We start from the raw sequence: 16,806 nt of genomic DNA on the forward strand, positions 1-16,806 counted from the left end.
GTGAAAAAGCATGTACATACACATAGATGAACCAACGCAAACCATATCAAAAAACGCCGCAAAAGTGTGGCGGATTTCCAACACCATCGGACACACGATCGTCCTGATCATCATCGCGATCCTGCTGCTTTGCACGGAGAAATTCGACTGGTATAACTGGGTCGGCATCACTCTTTACGTACTCGGAGGCCTGTTCATTATTTCTGCCGTGTTTTCGATCATCATTGAACCTGTTTATTTACAGAAGACATGGCGCTATCAGGTGGATAAGGATTTCGTGCAGCTGAAATTCGGGAGATGGGAGCAGCAGCATATCCTCATCCCAATGGAAAAAGTCGAATACGTCCGAACCGAACAGGGGCCGCTCATGAGGCGCTATGGTCTTTACGAAATTGAAATCGGTACGACGGCCTCGAATCATAAGATTCCTGCCATTCCGGCTGATACGGCGAAAACATTGAAGGCCGAGATCGCCACCTACGCGAAAATCAGGGACAATGAGGCAGAAAAAGGAGAGGTCGGGGCATGAATCATTCACCCAAGCGCTATCATCCGGCGTATATCGCCGTTGAGGTGTTCTCATCATTAAAGGGCCTGGCCGGATTTTATCTGCTTCTGTTCCTTTTGAAGGCGAACTCCACAGTGGGATGGGTCATATGGGGGCGCTACGCCCTGCTTGCTGCCACCGCCGCGTCCATCCTGTTCATCCTTTCAAGGTGGATGTTCAACCGCTATGAACTCGGCGTGACATCCATCGTCTTCAAGGAAGGCATGTTTGTCAAAAAGCAAAAAACCGTTGCCTGGGACCGGGTCCACAGTCACCGATCCAGCACGACCTTCATTCACCGCTGGTTCGGGCTCACATCCCTGACCCTGGAGACCGGCACGAGCGGGGAAAATGCAGAGTTTGAATTCCCGGTCATCACCCAGACGGAGAAAGAGCGTATCCTCTCCCATATTGAAGTGAAAAAGGAGGCTGGAGAACCGGTTGAACAAACGAAATCTGCCCGGATCGTCCGCTTCCGGGCAACCAAAAAGGACCTGATGAAGGCATCCTTCACATCACTCAGTTTCCTTGCCATCTTCCCGCTCCTGAGTGCCATTTATTTCAACCTGGCCGATTTCTTTTCCATTGAGAAATCAGCGGAAAACGCCTGGTCCTATTTGTTGAATCATGTGTGGATTCTCGTCATTCTCTTTATTGCAGCCATGATTATCTCGATTGTGATCGGTTTTGTGAAGACCACGATTAAATATGGGAATTACGTCATCAGCGACGATAAAGATCGGATTTATATCGAGAAGGGGGTCGGCAATGAAATCAGTTTCTCGATTGCAAAGGATAAAGTGCAGGCCGTAAAAGTCGAACAGACCCTGGTGAAGCGGTTGTTCGGACTCGTTTCGATCAAATTGATCAGTGCCGGCACGTCAGACGGGGAAGAGGATATCAGTTCCCTCTATCCGTTCATGCCAAAGCACGATGCATACAGCATGCTGCACTCCATCCTGCCCCAGTATCACATCCGGGAAGAGATGGAGCGCTTCCCGGTCAAGGTGTTGTGGCTGAAACTGATTCAGCCCTATTACCTGACGATCGCATCCCTGATCGGATTATGGTTTTTCAATAAAGAAAGGCTGTGGGCTGCGGCGATCATCTTCGGCTTCTCCGTCTTCCTGAGGATCCTTGACTACTATTTCACAAGCTACATCCGTCACGGACACACCGTCCAGATCCGGAAGGGAGGATGGATGAACGAAACCTTCGTCACCCACCTCCACCGCATCCAGCAGGTGACCGTCAAACACAACTGGCTGCAGCGGAAATTCGGGGTCGCCACCATCATGTTCTCCAACCGGGCAGACCCCGCGCATGAAAGCCTGCTGTACGGGGTACCCAAGGAGGAAGCGGGGACTTTCTATGAATGGTATCACCGCAAGGCCGTCTCGTGATGAGGCGGTTTTTTTTAGGTACATAACCCACACCCCTGCATAGGATAAAAAGAAAATGCCTTATGAAGGGATTGAGGAAAATGTATAATGACCCGAATATGAATTCATGGCAGCAGCACTACCCTTACTATGCAAATGGCCAGTATGTTAGACAACCTGTTCACCCCGCTTATGCAAATCAATATTATGATCCGAGATTTTTATATGATAACCGTGCTATTCCATTAAAAGACTACGGTCCAAATCCTCTTGCGTTGAATATCAACGAAGCATCCAAGCAGAACAATACGTACCGTACCGCCCTGTGGACAGGGGAACATTTGCAGGTCACGCTGATGAGCATCGACGTTGGCGATGACATCGGGCTCGAGGTCCATCCTGATGTTGATCAGTTCCTGAGGATTGAACAAGGTCAGGGAGTCGTCCAGATGGGGAAAGACAAGAACAATTTAACCTTCCAACAAAATGTTGCCGATGATTCGGCCATATTTATACCCGCCGGGACGTGGCATGATGTCACCAACACAGGCAGCACCCCGCTGAAACTGTATTCCATATACGCTCCGCCGAACCATCCATTCGGGACGGTCCACCCGACCAAAGCGGATGCGATGGCGATGGAAAGCGGAAACGGCAATAATAAAGTATATGGCAAGACCCCGGATGAATGGGTAAAGCACACGGAATTTCTTGTAAATGAAGGCTTGGAGGACGTGAAACGTGGCATCAATGCCACGCATATCCTTCAGGAATTCATTCTCATGGGAGTACTCGTAGGGAAAGGTTACACACCTGAGAATGCGTACAAAACGGTAGAAGAATGGGAGCGGACCGGGGAATCGAAACTGCTTCAGCAAAGTAAAAACATGGGGCGCTAGTATGTATGCCCGCACAGAGAAAATGGGGTCAGACACCGGGGAAACTGTTACAGTTTCTTACGGAGTCCGACCCCATTTTGGGTATGATCATTTATATGCTTTCTTCAAACCATCATAGCTGTTAATCACCGCAGCGACCAGCAGCCCGACCGCGCCGGTCAGGTAAAACCACTGAAAGTTGAAGGAGTTGTTGAAGAGCACCTGGATCCTCTCGATGAATGTCGGGTCCATCACGTCCATGTTCCTGAAGATAAACAGGAAGACCGCTACGGGAACAAATTGATAAACGGCATTTTCGACCGCGAGCCTCTTCGTCCAGACACCCGCTCGCCATTTCCGGAGGAGGAGGATCAGCTCCAAACCAATCAGAATCACGATCAACGGCCAATAACCGAGGAGGACCTCCTGGTCAAAGAAAGGCGTGAACACCCTGCCGCCGTCACTCTTTTCATACAACCCAAGTATATCTGAAGCTTTAAAATAGCAGGTGGACCAGATGACCGTCCATACGAGCCCGCCGAATATCTCCAGCTTGCTGATCCGCTTTTCCTTCGGGATATATGGGACATCCTTCAAATCGTCAGGTGACCACTCTTTACCCTTCATCGTGAGCGGCTGCTGGCTTTCCGGGGTAACGGTCCGTTCAATGACGGCAAATGTCACGGTCAGCCAGAAGAACACCTGCATCCCTGCGCTTATAGCCTCGACAACCCCATTTCCTGCAATGGACAGGAATATTTCAACGGGATTGGAATCACCTGAATAGTTTAATACGGACGATACAGTCACTACGAGGAACGTGATGGCAGCGGCAATCGGCACGATCAACTTCAACAGCGTAATATACAAATCATAATACCGCGGCCCGATCAGATGCATCGGTTTGTCCCGATAGTTTGAGGCCAAAACAGCGGGGTCTCCCAGTGACATCAGCACCTCTCTCACATCATCCTCTGTATAATCATCAGGCAGCATATCTTCAATCGTGGATTTTAATTCTAGTGCGATGTCGTCACGGTTCTTCTCAGGCAGCCTTCTCATCACTTCTTGAATATAAAGTTCAACAAGCTTCATTTGTTCTCTTCCTCCCTTAATAAAATCGCCAATTCACCGGACATCTTCTCCCACTCCGCTTTCAACTGCTTCAGAATCTCATCTCCGTATTCGCTCAGCACATAATACCTCCTCGGCCTGCTCTCCGTCCGGTCCCAGCTGCTTGTGACCAGCTCCTGCTTCTCCAACCTTCGCAGCAGCGGATAGAGTGTACTCTGCTCCATCGAAATCCCGCTCTTCTCCAGCAATTGGACAAGTGAATACCCGTACTGAGGTGTCCGCAGCTGGCTCAATACCGCCAGGGTCAGCGTCCCCCTCCGAAGCTCCGTCGTCAAGGATGTCAGCAGTGACTTATCCATACCTTCACCTCTTTGCTTGAATAATACTGTACGTCATTTACTGTGTGTCGTACACTATATGGTTTATACTATGTATCATACACTATGGACGTGCAGAAAATGTAAAAAATGTATGTGGCGGCCCCAGGATACAGCCGGGAACTCAATAATATATGCTGAAATCTTCGAAAACAGCCGGAAACCACCGGGGAGGCTGAATTAAATGGTGTATAGGAACCACATCAGTCCTAATTGATGTATTTAGCTGTATTTGTGGGGGTCGTTTTGACCTATTGTAGTTCCATCATTTAGCGAATCTTTGAATTTTGGTTGATAATCTTCGAATTCGGGCCGTTTATCTTTGAATTCGGACCACTAATCTTTGAATTTTGACAAGTAATCTTTTAATTTCAGGGATAATTCCACCAATTGGAAAAAATAAGTAAAACATACAGACCACTCCCCGACTCCCGTTGCGTTCTACCCCAAATAAAAAACAGCGGCCCACAAGCCGCTATTCCCTATCCTTCAATTTACTCAATATCGAGTTCAACGTATCGTTCAGCTGCTCAAGCTCATTGCCTTCCATGTCGAGATTATCCAACAAACGCGTCGGGATGCAGCTTGCTTTTTCCTTCAAACGAGCTCCTTTGTCCGTCAGGCTGATGATGACGCTCCGCTCGTCTTCTTTAGAGCGCTCCCGGATCAACAGGCCGTTGCCCTCCATCCTTTTAAGCATAGGGGTGAGTGTCCCGGAATCCAGGAACAGCTTTTTCCCCAATTCTTTTACCGTGATCTTCTCCTTCTCCCAAAGGACCAGCAGGGCAAGATACTGGGGATAGGTCACCCCGATTTCCTCAAGGAGGCCCCGGTATAATTTCGTGATTTCCCTTTCCGCTGTGTAGATCTTAAAACAAATTTGATTCTCCAATAAAAGTACATCGTCCATATCTATTGTGTCCTTCCTTGTACATACTGATTGTTGAGATTATCATACAAAAACATTTAGTAATTATCAAATTAAATTGCACACAACTTAATTGTTGACAATACAAATAATGTGCACTACTATTTAATTGTGCACAACTAAAATAAAACTTTTTAAAAGGAGTGTTCAAAATGGATGCCATCTATACAGCAAAAGCGACAGCTGAAGGCGGCCGCGCAGGTAAAGTAAAGAGCAGCGACGGGGTATTGGACCTTGGATTGGCCATGCCGAAATCACTTGGAGGCAGCGGTGACGAAGGAGCGACGAATCCTGAGCAGCTTTTCGCAGCCGGTTATGCAGCATGCTTTGACAGCGCACTGAACCTGGTCGCAAGACAAGCAAAGAAAAAGATCGAATCCAAAGTAACGGCTGAAGTCTCTATCGGAAAAGATCCTGCTGACGGCGGCTTCAAGCTGGGTGTCCTTCTAGCCGTTGCAGTCGGTGGAGTCGAACTGGCCGAAGCGGAACAGCTTGTCGAAAAAGCACATGGTGTCTGCCCGTATTCCAAAGCGACAAGTGGGAATATTGAGGTAGAATATCAGACAACTTCTTTATAATAGAGACAGGTAAGCAAAGGCTCAGAGGTGAACCTCTGAGCCTTTGCTTATTTCTATAAACAGATGCAGAGGGTACCCACTGTCTTTAGTTCAATCCTCTGAAAACCTAACTCATAACTCTAAAAAGAAGATAACCACCTGTGATTTCTAAAAAATACCATAGGGAAGACGCTGATACCCATACTTATAAGTTGTTTTTCCTAATTTACAGTAATAAGTAAACTAGATCTTTTAACTTCCCAAGACTTATTTAATTCCTCTTGTACTTTATCAGTCCAATCATCTTCATGCATTGCAAAGACAAATAAATGAGTTACTCTGCTCATAGAGACATATAATAAATTGTGATCAGTATATAAATACTCATCATCGTTAGTAATCCCATACCTATGCAATAATATCTTGGTCAGTGGCTTATCTTTAAAGTCTACTACCAATACCGAGCGCAATGTTTCACCTTTTACTGAATGGATAGTATAAATATCATCTTTTTTTATTTCGGTATTTACGTCTGACTGCTGTAAATTGGTTATTAACATTTCTATTTGCTTATAAATTTTATTTCTTCCATTTATTTTTTCACTTCCTTTCTCCTCTAATAATTCATTCATAAATTTATTCAGGTCATTTTTTGTTGTACTAGTAAACCCATTTTTTAAAATCTTCACTAGTATAGTATTTAAACGTAAAATGCTAGGGTGGTTATTAATCCATGATTTCAATTCTGAAAGATTACCACTTTCATTACAAATTCTCTTAATTATAAAGTCAATAATAAAAGATTTTAAATCTACATTTACTGATTTGATTTTTTTTTGTTTCTTATTCTTATAAACGGCACCTTTTTTTACTAGGGAAGACCAGTTTCTTGCCCATACTAACACTTTGTCTTCTTTAGTGCTTTTTTTAAAAGACTTATCCAGACTCTCATACTCTTCAATAATCTTTTGATATTCCAAATAAATTTCTTCTTCATCCTTATATAACAAAATTATGGGTTTAAATGACTTTTTTTCTGGATATGCTTGGATGTTAGCATTCGGCATCAGCACATTTAGATGATTAGCAATTTCGTTACCAAAACGATTAGTCATGTTCAATCTCAGAACCTGTTTTTCTTCTATAATAGGCATTGGTTGATTATAAGTGATAGTTTGATAAGGATCTCCAATTTTCTGAAAATATTCTTCTCTGTTCCAAAAAGAGCATCAAGTAACTCAATGCCGTCGGGAGTTGTATCTTGAAATTCGTCTAAAAAAACATATTTAAAACGCATTCTTAATATTTCTTTAAATTTATCTTCAAGTAAATAGCATCTTGAAAATAAAAAAGTGTCATCATGGATTAGAAAACCTTGCTTCTTTCTCATTATTTTAGCTTCTAACATACGTGACTTGTGCTTATCAAATTTTTCCCAGTCAGTAGAGTTATATAAATCTAATGTATTATCTTTTGTATTTAGATACAATTTGCTCTTTATTATTCTCTTTGATATTGCCTCTACAACACCATCATTCATCCAAGTATTTTTACGTTTTAGGTAAGATTTATAAAACTCTAAATTTTCGTTATCGTTATCAAAACTAAGTTGATTATGTTTTAATTTATTTTTAAAAAATGGTAAGACACAATAACGATTAAAAAATTCATGGATTGTTCCGATGAAATGTGGATGATTAAGTGAACCAATTCCAGTATTAATTAGAACATTATTAATTTCATTAACAGCCACATTCGTATGTGTAATAATACACACGCCCTCTTTACTATTAGAAGCGTTTAAATTTTTCAATAATAATACTATCTTTGCAGCTAAGGCAGTGGTCTTTCCTGTTCCCGGGCCTGCAACAATTGTTTTTGACTTGGTTAATTCAATAAATTCCCTTTGTTTAGTATTAAAATAACCATTGCCCAGTAAAATTTTTTCAACTAATTCATAGTCTCGCTCTTTAATTTGCACCGTCCTCTCCTCCAGTTACGTGATAAATTGCGTTTATTAGATGTTTTAATGATTGGTCTAATAACAATATTTCTTTTAATCTAGATTTATTATCTGACAAATATTTAGCAAATTGTTGAGCTACAACAGCTTTTGAAATATCCTTTTCTAGTAAAAATTTATAAACCATTGTCGCTCTCTTTTCATGCTCCGTATATGCTTCCCATTCTTTCTTTTTTTTAAGTCTATTTGGCTCAAGAGAATAGTGGGATTCTAATAATATTTTCTCAAAATCTTCTTTTAAACTACTTAAAGCAATAGAGTGTTCTAATGTCCAAGGGTTTGAAATAAATACCCTTGTATTTTCAACATCATCAGAGTATCTTTTCTTTATTTCCAAAGTCATTTTATCCTTATACTCTTCAAATTGTGGCTCCAATCCCTCTAAGTGCTCGACAATTTTAGTATAAATCTCTTCATACTTTTGTTTTAGTTCATTCTTTTCCAACCTTTCTTTAATACTATGACCGTAAATTGTCTTAGACTTATCTAATACATCTTTTACTGTTATATATACTCTCTCTAATTCTTTATTAGTTTCAGCAGACTCGAATAAATTAGCAATAGTCCTATTTAATTTCTCATCTATTCTGATATAAGATGGTTCTTCATAATAATTAACAGGCTTTAAATCTAAATCAGTGATTATTGAAACAGGGAAATTTAATGGTTTCTTTGAATCAGATCTCAGAAAAATAGAAGCATATCTTTTGAAAGCGAGATTACCGACATTAATAATAGAAATTCCATATCTATGCAACGGTCTTCCTATCACTTCTGAAATTGCCGGTAATAATAAATTCTCAGCATCTCCTTCAACGAAAATAACTCCTTGAGCAAAAAACATATTTGCTTTAGTTGCATCTAAGAAACGTTCTAAAAACTCATAATCTGATGCGTTTAATTTTGTATGACCTTTTTTCATAGAATAGGCTTCTTTATTGTAAACAAAAATTATACTCTCAAGGGAAATTGATGAAGCCAATACAGGACTGTGGGAGGTGAAAATGTATTGTATTCCTGTATCTTTAGATTGTTCTTCAAAATGCTTTATTACACGTAGCTGAGCCTGTGGATGTATATGTGCCTCTACTTCTTCTATTAGAGCAATCTGGGGCCCAATTTCCGCTTCGCTTAGTAATAGTAATTCAACTGCCATGAATAGTAAATTCGAACTTCCTAATCCAGTCCCAACCTCACCAAGATTCAATTCGAGTTTTCTTAGTATTTCAACAAAACTCATTTCTTTGCTCCTAATTTCAGGGGTTTTTTGATTATTATCCTCAAAAAAATGACTAACTGTTGAACCAACTTTATTCAATACTGGCTCATCCAGAATTGTCTTTAATTCATCAAATGCCTTTGCAAAACTATCTATAATTTTTTTTTGATCATGACTATCTTCAGCAAAGCTACCTAAGTTCTTTACAACCTGTGCTATTCTTGAGCGCTTACCCGGGCTTAGTTCTGCTGCTGCATCTCTTAAAGGTTTTAAATATGTCACCGATAATAACTGTTTAACAGTATCATCAAGGGCATTTTCTAAGTTTTCAGGACCTGCTTTCACAGTCTTTTTTATTTTTTTTTGTTTGTTTATATCTTCGTATACTTCCGCTTCCATTAAAACCCTGAGTTCTGTATCTTTTGAAGATATTGTTAGCCAATCATAAAAAAAGGATTCTTCCATATGGCTTAAATCTTTAAATATACACTCTACTTTCATACTGGTGGAATTTTCATAAAAATCTTGTTCAGTTACCCAATTAACATCTTGATTATTTGTAGAAAGTACAGTTTTTATTGCATCTATTATTGCAGTTTTTCCTGAATCGTTCTCACCAACAATTACATTTAATCCACTGTTAAATTCAATTTCTACTCCACACTCACCGTTATCCTCCTGTGAAAATTGTCTCCAATTCCATAACTTTAAACTATGTAAATACACTTTAATTCCCTCCTTGTGTTTAAGGATAACACGTTTACTGGTTTATTTTGTAAGTTATCATTAATTATATGGACTCAACTTAGTGACTCGAGTTTTAGATTAAGATAACAAATGTTTTCTACTCAAACTTCATTTAATGATAAAATAAATCCAACAAACTTCCAAAAAGAGGTGCCTTAGTATGATCATATACCAAGCAACCAAAACCGAATTCATCTCAGACGTAACAAACGAACTCCTAGTAGAACGCCTCTACGACTCCTACAAACAGAAAATTGGTCGTACCTCAAAAAGTGAAATCAATTCCTGGGAGCATTCGCTGCAGCGTATGTCGAATGTAATGCAGGATAAGGAGATTCCTGATGATACGTCGGTTGCGATTGAGTTTAAGATTCCCAATACGTCGAAGCGGGTGGATTTCCTGGTGGCGGGCCATGATGGTTTTCAGGATCATGTGGTCATTGTGGAATTGAAGCAGTGGTCGGAGGTAGAGAAGGTTACGTCCAAGGATGCACTAGTGTCCACCTTTCTCGGTGGAGGGATGAGGACGGTCACGCACCCTTCATATCAGGCCTGGTCCTATGCGGCTTTGATTCATGACTTCAACCAAAATGTCCAGGATCAGCATATCTTGTTGAATCCGTGCGCCTATTTACATAATTACCGAAAGTCAGAGAATGACCCATTGATGGATTCTCACTATGCGGATCATCTGGCTAAGGCTCCTGTTTTTGCGAAAGGAGAGATTCAGAAATTAAGAGATTTTATTAAAAGATACGTCCGTTATGGCGACCGTAATCAATTAATCTATCAAATCGAACACGGCAAAATACGCCCGTCCAAGTCACTGCAGGATTCACTGGCAAGTCTTTTGAGAGGGAATCAGGAGTTCGTGCTGATTGATGAGCAGAAGGTTTTTTATGAAGATGCCTACCATTTAGCTCTTGAGAGTATCAAGAACAACCAGAAAACGGTCATGATTATCGAGGGCGGCCCTGGTACAGGCAAATCGGTGATGGCTGTGAACCTGCTAGTGAATTTAATCAATCAGGAGCTGACGGCTCTTTATGTATCTAAAAATTCGGCTCCGCGTAACGTGTATGCTTCCAAACTGAAAGGGACAATCAAGAAAACGCAGATTGATAACCTGTTTAAGGGATCCGGAAGCTTCACTGAATCCGAAAAGGATGAATTTGACGTCCTCATTATAGATGAGGCACACCGCCTAAATGAAAAATCGGGTCTCTTCAGCAATTTAGGTGAAAACCAGATTAAAGAAGTGATCCACTCGTCTAAATTCACGATATTCTTTATAGATGAAAATCAAAAGGTAACGTTAAAGGATATCGGAAGTATTGATTTAATAAAGAAATACGCTGATGAGACAGGTGCCCAACTAATCCAGGGTAAACTGGTTTCACAATTCCGATGTGACGGCTCCGATGCTTATATCGCCTGGCTGGATGATGTGCTTCACATCAGGGAAACCGCCAATGCAATCGACCGCGGAATGGATTATGACTTCAGGGTATTCGATAACCCGAATGTTATGCTGAAAGAAATCGAAGAGCTAAATAAGAAAAACAACAAATCACGTATGCTGGCAGGATACTGCTGGGAATGGCCGAAAAAGGGCAGGACAGATACGCTTCACAAGGACATCGTCATACCGGAACACAACTTTCAAATCAGTTGGAATCTTTCGGACAGCATCTGGGCCATCGAGCCGGATTCGGTCACTGAAGCAGGATGCATACACACATCCCAGGGACTTGAATTTGATTACGTCGGCGTCATAATCGGACCAGACCTCGCCTATCAAGACGGCCGGGTAGTCACTGATTACACCAAGCGGGCCAAAACTGATCAATCCCTAAGGGGAATCAAAACAATGGCAAAAGAAAACCCGGAAAAAGCGCAGGCACTCGCCGATCAAATTATCCGCAATACTTACCGCACTCTTATGACAAGAGGCCAGAAGGGATGTTTCATCTTCTGTACAGATCCGGAACTGAATGAGTACTTCAGAGAACGCCTGAATAAATCGGGTGTTTATGAGAACTTATCACCTGGAACATCGATTGCTGCCGAGGAACGAGGTAAGTATTAACCGTGTGATAAGATTACTCTAGATTACAACGGGATCAAGCGGTTGATTGGAGTGCAAGACGAAGACTCCTGCGGGAAGAGTAGCTGATGTGAGACCCCGCAGGAGCGAACGCGACGAGGAGGCTCACGGGCTACCCGCGGAAAGCGAAGTCTTGCACGGAAATCATTAGCGGTATTAATACTGCTCTCTCAAATTAGAAAGGGGATAACTTACATGAGCGAAATCCAACACCTAACAAAAAAACTAAACCAATTCATAGACGAACGAAACTGGGGACCCTCCCAAACCCCTAAAGACCTCGCCATCTCTATTTCCATCGAAGCCGCCGAGCTGCTCGAAGACTTCCAATGGATCAGCAGCGAAGAAGCGGTTGAAAAGAACGGAGAAAACATCCGGGAAGAAATTGCGGATGTTTTGATCTACTCTTTAATGCTTTGTTCTAAACTTGATTTGGATGTGAAAGAAATCATTGAAGAGAAAATGGTGAAGAATGCACGGAAATATCCTGTACCGGTTAAAAAGTGATGAACGCAATAAGAAAGGAAGCTGGTTCACATGTTTCTAACCCTTAAGCAACGAAAGGCGGTAAGACTCATTACAGGCTGTGCCGCCTTATATGGGACCATTTCTTTTTTATACTGTTTAATTTTATATACAGAGGTAAATACAAATGCGATCATCCTGACTCTATGCACCCTCTATTTATTCTATGGTTCTTCCCTGAAACCGGAAAAAGCTGAATAGAACGACAAAAGGCAGTACTGCACCCAGCACCGCCCTTTCCATCAATCCCTGTCCCTTGCCACCTGCGTATCACGGATATTCTTCTGAATCGTAATTGCTGCAAACAGGCTGAGGACAAATGACATGCCATAAAATCCTTTTTCACTCAGGATGATGCTGCCGGCATTATAAAGCCCGATTGCCATCAAGGCGATGGCGACGATGACGGCAAACCAGCTGAGGCCGTAATAGATGCCTGACACCGGTATATCCTCTTCCTTGTCCCTGACCGCTTTTTGCAGGGAAACCGCTGCATACAGTCCGAATACGAGTACAGCGAAGTAATAGCCTTTCTCATTCAGCTCCATTCCCGCATTGAACAGGCCGATCAGATAAGCGGCCACCCCGATCACCAATGCAGCCCAGCTCGCGCCTTTAAACGCGGAAGTCGGTTCTCCTTCTTTTCTTTCCACCTTGATCTTCGGTTTCTTGTCATCGTTCTTCACTAATGGATTCTCATTGAAATCAGACATTCGCCGCTCCCCTTTACTGTCATAGAATATAAGTGCTGTTATCAGACCAATTATAGCAATATTTTACATATATTGTTTACTCTTATTGTATTGATTTTAATTTTTTTCCAAATAGATTCGTTCCTGCTTACTATATTCCATTCGTTTTCCTTTGATGTTCCTGAGCAAGAAAAATAATCACCCCATAATACAAGTGACGCACCCCCTGTACCACTCATACATTAAAATAATTATTTTAAAGGGGGGCTCCTTATGAACGATATTCACACACTTTGCCAGCAGTTCGGTCAGATTCTTAACAAAAAAACGAAGATGAAGAATGGGGTTTGCTCAGTGAATTTCCACCGCGACCTTCAGGTAACCATTCAGGGCCGGCCCAGCCGCAGTGAGCTTCATTCAAAAGCATCGTTTGAATCCTTGGATCATGGGGGCAATGCCCTTAACCTCGGGGAAACCGTCATCCTTGAGGAAGAAGTGCCTGCTTTCACAAGAAGCCTTACCCAGAACGGCATCATCGTCAGCGCCATCCATAATCATTGGCTGTTCACCAAGCCCGTCATTCTTTATGTTCATTTTCAATCGGTTGAACCGCCGCTGCAGTTTGCCCACAAGGTGGCTCAAGCTTTTAAAGTATTGAAATGACCTGACTGTTCCCTGCCCTAACCTTTCTGCACATCCGCCCATACCCTGTGCATAAGATAAATGGATATGTTAGCGAGAAGGAGGATACCCATGTAATTCAATCAACAATGGACGGCTGAACATCGGCCCGCCGCAGATACCCGGTTGATCAAAGATATCAAGAAAGCAATAAACGCCGAGTACAGCGCAATCGCATGCTACGAGAAGTTAGCCGGGAACGCACCGACACAGCAGGAGAAGGACAGGATCCTTGAGATCCAGAAGGATGAAAAGAGACATTTGAAGGAATTCAGCAACATTTATACCGCCCTGACAGGAAGCAAGCCTTCATACAAAATCACTGAAACCTGCCCTGATAACTACAAAGCAGGAATTGAATTTGCTTTCAATGACGAACAAGGAGCCGTGGATACCTATTTAGATATAGCAGATAAGGCGCAGGATCCAATTATCAAAGAACGATTCCGGCGTGCTGCATCCGATGAACAGAATCATGCCGTCTGGTTCTTATCTTTTATACAAAAGAATGCCAGGAACGCGCATACCCGCAGACAAAACGTTGATTTCGGGGCCAAAGGGGCACTGAATGCAGCTTCGCTGACCCTTCCCGAGATGCTTACCTATGCCCTTCAGGACGAATACCTCGCCCAGGCAAGATACAACAATATCATCGGGAACTTCGGAAATATCCGGACCTTTGTCCAGATCAAGGAAGCTGAATTGAGGCATATCAATGCTCTGCTGCCTTTATTCCAGCGTTACCAGGTACCGGTTCCGGCAGATACATCCCAGTCTTTGGTCACCACTCCCGGGGATATCAAGGCGGCCTACGCTGCAGGGGTGCAGGGGGAAATCGATAATATCGCCATGTATGACCGGTTCTTATCAATGAATATCCCGAGTGATGTGCGAATGGTCTTCACGCAGGTGCGGAATGCCTCTGTGAACCATCTGGCGGCTTTTGAGAGAGGACTTGCGAGAGGTTGATTTCAACATGCAGGATTTGATGACGACAGCACAATGACCTCCTCTGTAACAAAAATGTTGCTGACTTTTTACAAGGTCTCAACAGATCAGCTTCTAAACTTCATCTTTCCTCAACATTCACATGTTCTAATAGAGGCAAGACATATTCATTGGAGGTCAACATTATGAAGAAACGCGTCACGCTTGGATTATCTCTTACACTTTTAGCTTCAAGTGCTGCTTCTGCATTTGCAGACGGACCAGCTCAAAATCATGGCCATCATAACCAGAAGCAAATCAAAAGCGTGGAATTCCAATCTATGAAAGCACCATCCACCATTGAGAACATGGTAAAAACATATTCAGAAGCGTCAGTGAAAGTGACGTACAAAGATGGAAGTGTTGAGGAAACGCCTCTTCATTATAATCAGCTGTTCCTATCCAAAGATAAAATTGCAGAGAATAAAGGGGAGCTCATCCCTGCCGGTACACCGATCGATGCAGAAGGGAACCCGATCATCGACCGGAGCATCCCGGATCAGCCTTCCCCTTATATTTCGGATGCCCCTGATTCCAACAGCTTCATCGAGATCAACGGGAAATCATACATCATCTCTCATTATGAGTATGACTCAGTCGATAATGCAGGAAATGAAGTCTCGGGCCTTCCGGCATCCATGACGCTTACACAGGTTGATAAAGACCCTGAAACAGGCGAACTGAGCGTAAACCATGCCAAGAAAATCGATTTCTCAAATGTAAACGGCTTGTGGACTCCATGTAACGGATCCACTACCGAATGGGGCACTCACCTAGGGTCTGAAGAATACGAGCCTGATGCACGCGCATTCGAAGATCCAACCTCCAGTGCCTATAAAGATGTAACGAACTTTGCCAAGCACTACTTTGGCGATGAAACGAAAGCCAATCCTTACTTTTATGGATGGATCCCTGAAATCTCCATCGATAAAAACGGGGAAGCATCAGTCGAAAAGCATTACAGCACGGGACGTTTCTCACATGAAACGATGCAGGTTCTCCCTGATAATAAAACGGCCTTATTCGGGGACGACGGCAAGAACACCATGATGTTCATGTATGTAGCCGACAAAGCAAAGGATTTCTCTGCAGGGACGCTTTATGCTGCGAAATTCAACCAAACAGGTACGGATAATGGCGGTAAAGGCGATCTGCAGTGGATCAAACTCGGACATGCTTCGGACGATGAAGTGAAAGCAATCATTGATAAAGGGACGACTTTCAGCGACATCTTTGAAACATCCGACAAGCCTGCCGAAGGCTTCACGGCAGTCAAAACAGCCGCAAGCAAGAATGTTGAATACCTGAAAGTGAAACCAGGTATGGAAAAAGCAGCCGCATTCCTTGAATCCCGCCGCTACGGAGCCATCCTTGGGGCCACTTCCGAATTCAACAAAATGGAAGGCATCGCGGTAAATGAGGAAGACAAAAAAGCTTATATCGCCATTTCTTATCAAGAAAAAGCCATGTTAAAAGAGCCTGGCGCGGTACAGGATGACATCCAGCTTCCTGAGCTGAAATCGGGCGTAACCTACCAGCTTAATCTAACATCGCACCAAAAAGATCAAGACAACGGTAAAATCAAAAGCCGCTATGTCCCTGCCAGCATGGAAGGACTGGTCATCGGACAAGACCTTGAAAAAGCGGACGCATACGGAAACACAGCGGATCCTGAAAAGGTCGCAAACCCGGACAATTTAAGCTTCTCAAACGATATGGATACACTGTTCATCGGGGAAGACAGCTCTTTACACACAAACAACTTCGTCTGGGCCTATAATGTCAAAACGAAAAAACTATCACGAATCCTGTCTGTCCCGGTCGGTGCAGAAGCAACGGGACTCCGTGCAGTCGAAAACCTGAAAAACTCCCGCTACGTACTGAGCAACTACCAGCACCCGGGTGAAGACATCAGCGACAAAGAAATCACCGCTGTCGATAAAGAAGAACTAACAAACGAAATGAAGAAAACCATCGGCATCCAGGAAACGGGCGGTGTCGGCTATATCTCCGGCCTTTCTTCGAACACACCACCTTATATGAAACACAAAGAAGACAAATAAGTTAGAAAGCACGCCTCAG

Annotated in this window: 16 protein-coding genes; 9 read left to right on the plus strand and 7 right to left on the minus strand. The window is 42.9% G+C overall.

What is annotated here, in order from left to right; translation table 11 throughout:
- The first annotated feature begins 10 nt into the window (after positions 1-10).
- The 3 genes from ACKA06_RS11585 to ACKA06_RS11595 all read left to right on the plus strand — a co-directional run bounded on the left by ACKA06_RS11585 (position 11) and on the right by ACKA06_RS11595 (position 2,828).
- Complete coding sequence (locus tag ACKA06_RS11585) at positions 11-529, plus strand: PH domain-containing protein (protein ID WP_411159714.1); 519 nt, start codon at positions 11-13, stop codon at positions 527-529.
- A complete protein-coding gene (locus tag ACKA06_RS11590; protein ID WP_411159715.1) occupies positions 526-1,950 on the plus strand; it encodes a PH domain-containing protein in 1,425 nt (474 codons plus the stop codon). The genes ACKA06_RS11585 and ACKA06_RS11590 overlap by 4 nt, the downstream gene beginning before the upstream one ends.
- 80 nt (positions 1,951-2,030) lie before the next feature.
- Positions 2,031-2,828: a cupin domain-containing protein gene (locus tag ACKA06_RS11595; protein WP_318293612.1), complete on the plus strand. Its 798-nt coding sequence runs from the start codon at positions 2,031-2,033 to the stop codon at positions 2,826-2,828.
- Positions 2,829-2,915: 87 nt separating this feature from the next.
- Here ACKA06_RS11595 and ACKA06_RS11600 read toward each other — a convergent pair whose 3' ends face one another.
- The 3 genes from ACKA06_RS11600 to ACKA06_RS11610 form a co-directional block, all read right to left on the minus strand.
- Positions 2,916-3,902 carry an HAAS signaling domain-containing protein gene (locus ACKA06_RS11600; RefSeq protein ID WP_411159716.1) on the minus strand — a complete coding sequence of 329 codons (987 nt, stop codon included), beginning with the start codon at positions 3,900-3,902 and terminating at the stop codon, positions 2,916-2,918.
- A complete protein-coding gene (locus tag ACKA06_RS11605; protein ID WP_032087080.1) occupies positions 3,899-4,240 on the minus strand; it encodes a PadR family transcriptional regulator in 342 nt (113 codons plus the stop codon). The genes ACKA06_RS11600 and ACKA06_RS11605 overlap by 4 nt, the downstream gene beginning before the upstream one ends.
- A gap of 493 nt (positions 4,241-4,733) precedes the next feature.
- Positions 4,734-5,168, minus strand: coding sequence for a MarR family winged helix-turn-helix transcriptional regulator (locus ACKA06_RS11610; protein WP_411159717.1), 435 nt, complete (start codon positions 5,166-5,168; stop codon positions 4,734-4,736).
- 170 nt (positions 5,169-5,338) lie between these two features.
- Here ACKA06_RS11610 and ACKA06_RS11615 point away from each other — a divergent pair, with 170 nt between their 5' ends.
- On the plus strand, positions 5,339-5,764 hold the full coding sequence (locus ACKA06_RS11615; protein ID WP_411159718.1) for an organic hydroperoxide resistance protein: 426 nt from the start codon (positions 5,339-5,341) through the stop codon (positions 5,762-5,764).
- Between the two features lie 200 nt (positions 5,765-5,964).
- On the opposite strand, the gene ACKA06_RS11620 is transcribed toward ACKA06_RS11615, so the two are convergent.
- The 3 genes from ACKA06_RS11620 to ACKA06_RS11630 are packed head-to-tail and all read right to left on the minus strand — an operon-like array spanning position 5,965 to position 9,711.
- Positions 5,965-6,858 carry a hypothetical protein gene (locus ACKA06_RS11620; RefSeq protein ID WP_411159719.1) on the minus strand — a complete coding sequence of 298 codons (894 nt, stop codon included), beginning with the start codon at positions 6,856-6,858 and terminating at the stop codon, positions 5,965-5,967.
- A 26-nt stretch (positions 6,859-6,884) separates the two neighbouring features.
- On the minus strand, positions 6,885-7,724 hold the full coding sequence (locus tag ACKA06_RS11625; protein WP_411159720.1) for a UvrD-helicase domain-containing protein: 840 nt from the start codon (positions 7,722-7,724) through the stop codon (positions 6,885-6,887).
- Positions 7,714-9,711 carry an ATP-dependent nuclease gene (locus ACKA06_RS11630; protein ID WP_411159721.1) on the minus strand — a complete coding sequence of 666 codons (1,998 nt, stop codon included), beginning with the start codon at positions 9,709-9,711 and terminating at the stop codon, positions 7,714-7,716. Before ACKA06_RS11630 ends, ACKA06_RS11625 begins: the two co-directional genes overlap by 11 nt.
- 181 nt (positions 9,712-9,892) lie before the next feature.
- Here ACKA06_RS11630 and ACKA06_RS11635 point away from each other — a divergent pair, with 181 nt between their 5' ends.
- Positions 9,893-11,821, plus strand: a complete 1,929-nt coding sequence (locus ACKA06_RS11635; RefSeq protein ID WP_411159722.1) for a DNA/RNA helicase domain-containing protein — start codon at positions 9,893-9,895, stop codon at positions 11,819-11,821.
- A 213-nt stretch (positions 11,822-12,034) separates the two neighbouring features.
- On the plus strand, positions 12,035-12,346 hold the full coding sequence (locus tag ACKA06_RS11640) for a nucleotide pyrophosphohydrolase (protein ID WP_411159723.1): 312 nt from the start codon (positions 12,035-12,037) through the stop codon (positions 12,344-12,346).
- Between the two features lie 260 nt (positions 12,347-12,606).
- Here the strand turns inward: ACKA06_RS11640 and yiaA are convergent, their stop codons facing one another.
- Positions 12,607-13,077 (minus strand): inner membrane protein YiaA, encoded by a 471-nt coding sequence (yiaA, locus tag ACKA06_RS11645; protein ID WP_032087087.1) that lies wholly within the window; start codon positions 13,075-13,077, stop codon positions 12,607-12,609.
- A gap of 252 nt (positions 13,078-13,329) precedes the next feature.
- Between yiaA and ACKA06_RS11650 the strand changes: the two genes are divergently transcribed.
- The 3 genes from ACKA06_RS11650 to ACKA06_RS11660 all read left to right on the plus strand — a co-directional run bounded on the left by ACKA06_RS11650 (position 13,330) and on the right by ACKA06_RS11660 (position 16,787).
- The gene (locus tag ACKA06_RS11650; RefSeq protein WP_058299766.1) at positions 13,330-13,719 is read left to right on the plus strand and encodes a DUF1259 domain-containing protein; all 390 of its coding nucleotides are present in this window, start codon (positions 13,330-13,332) and stop codon (positions 13,717-13,719) included.
- 144 nt (positions 13,720-13,863) lie between these two features.
- Complete coding sequence (locus ACKA06_RS11655) at positions 13,864-14,706, plus strand: ferritin family protein (RefSeq protein ID WP_411159724.1); 843 nt, start codon at positions 13,864-13,866, stop codon at positions 14,704-14,706.
- Between the two features lie 164 nt (positions 14,707-14,870).
- A complete protein-coding gene (locus tag ACKA06_RS11660; RefSeq protein WP_411159725.1) occupies positions 14,871-16,787 on the plus strand; it encodes a PhoX family protein in 1,917 nt (638 codons plus the stop codon).
- Positions 16,788-16,806: the final 19 nt, after the last annotated feature.

Source organism: Rossellomorea oryzaecorticis (assembly GCF_045897515.1).
In the GTDB taxonomy this organism is placed as follows: domain Bacteria; phylum Bacillota; class Bacilli; order Bacillales; family Bacillaceae_B; genus Rossellomorea; species Rossellomorea enclensis.

Coding starts and splice junctions, on each gene's coding strand:
- ACKA06_RS11585 (WP_411159714.1), top strand. CDS start 11: ATGTACATACACATAGATGAACCAACGCAAACCATATCAAAAAACGCC.
- ACKA06_RS11590 (WP_411159715.1), top strand. CDS start 526: ATGAATCATTCACCCAAGCGCTATCATCCGGCGTATATCGCCGTTGAG.
- ACKA06_RS11595 (WP_318293612.1), top strand. CDS start 2,031: ATGTATAATGACCCGAATATGAATTCATGGCAGCAGCACTACCCTTAC.
- ACKA06_RS11600 (WP_411159716.1), bottom strand. CDS start 3,902: ATGAAGCTTGTTGAACTTTATATTCAAGAAGTGATGAGAAGGCTGCCT.
- ACKA06_RS11605 (WP_032087080.1), bottom strand. CDS start 4,240: ATGGATAAGTCACTGCTGACATCCTTGACGACGGAGCTTCGGAGGGGG.
- ACKA06_RS11610 (WP_411159717.1), bottom strand. CDS start 5,168: ATGGACGATGTACTTTTATTGGAGAATCAAATTTGTTTTAAGATCTAC.
- ACKA06_RS11615 (WP_411159718.1), top strand. CDS start 5,339: ATGGATGCCATCTATACAGCAAAAGCGACAGCTGAAGGCGGCCGCGCA.
- ACKA06_RS11620 (WP_411159719.1), bottom strand. CDS start 6,858: ATGACTAATCGTTTTGGTAACGAAATTGCTAATCATCTAAATGTGCTG.
- ACKA06_RS11635 (WP_411159722.1), top strand. CDS start 9,893: ATGATCATATACCAAGCAACCAAAACCGAATTCATCTCAGACGTAACA.
- ACKA06_RS11640 (WP_411159723.1), top strand. CDS start 12,035: ATGAGCGAAATCCAACACCTAACAAAAAAACTAAACCAATTCATAGAC.
- yiaA (WP_032087087.1), bottom strand. CDS start 13,077: ATGTCTGATTTCAATGAGAATCCATTAGTGAAGAACGATGACAAGAAA.
- ACKA06_RS11650 (WP_058299766.1), top strand. CDS start 13,330: ATGAACGATATTCACACACTTTGCCAGCAGTTCGGTCAGATTCTTAAC.
- ACKA06_RS11660 (WP_411159725.1), top strand. CDS start 14,871: ATGAAGAAACGCGTCACGCTTGGATTATCTCTTACACTTTTAGCTTCA.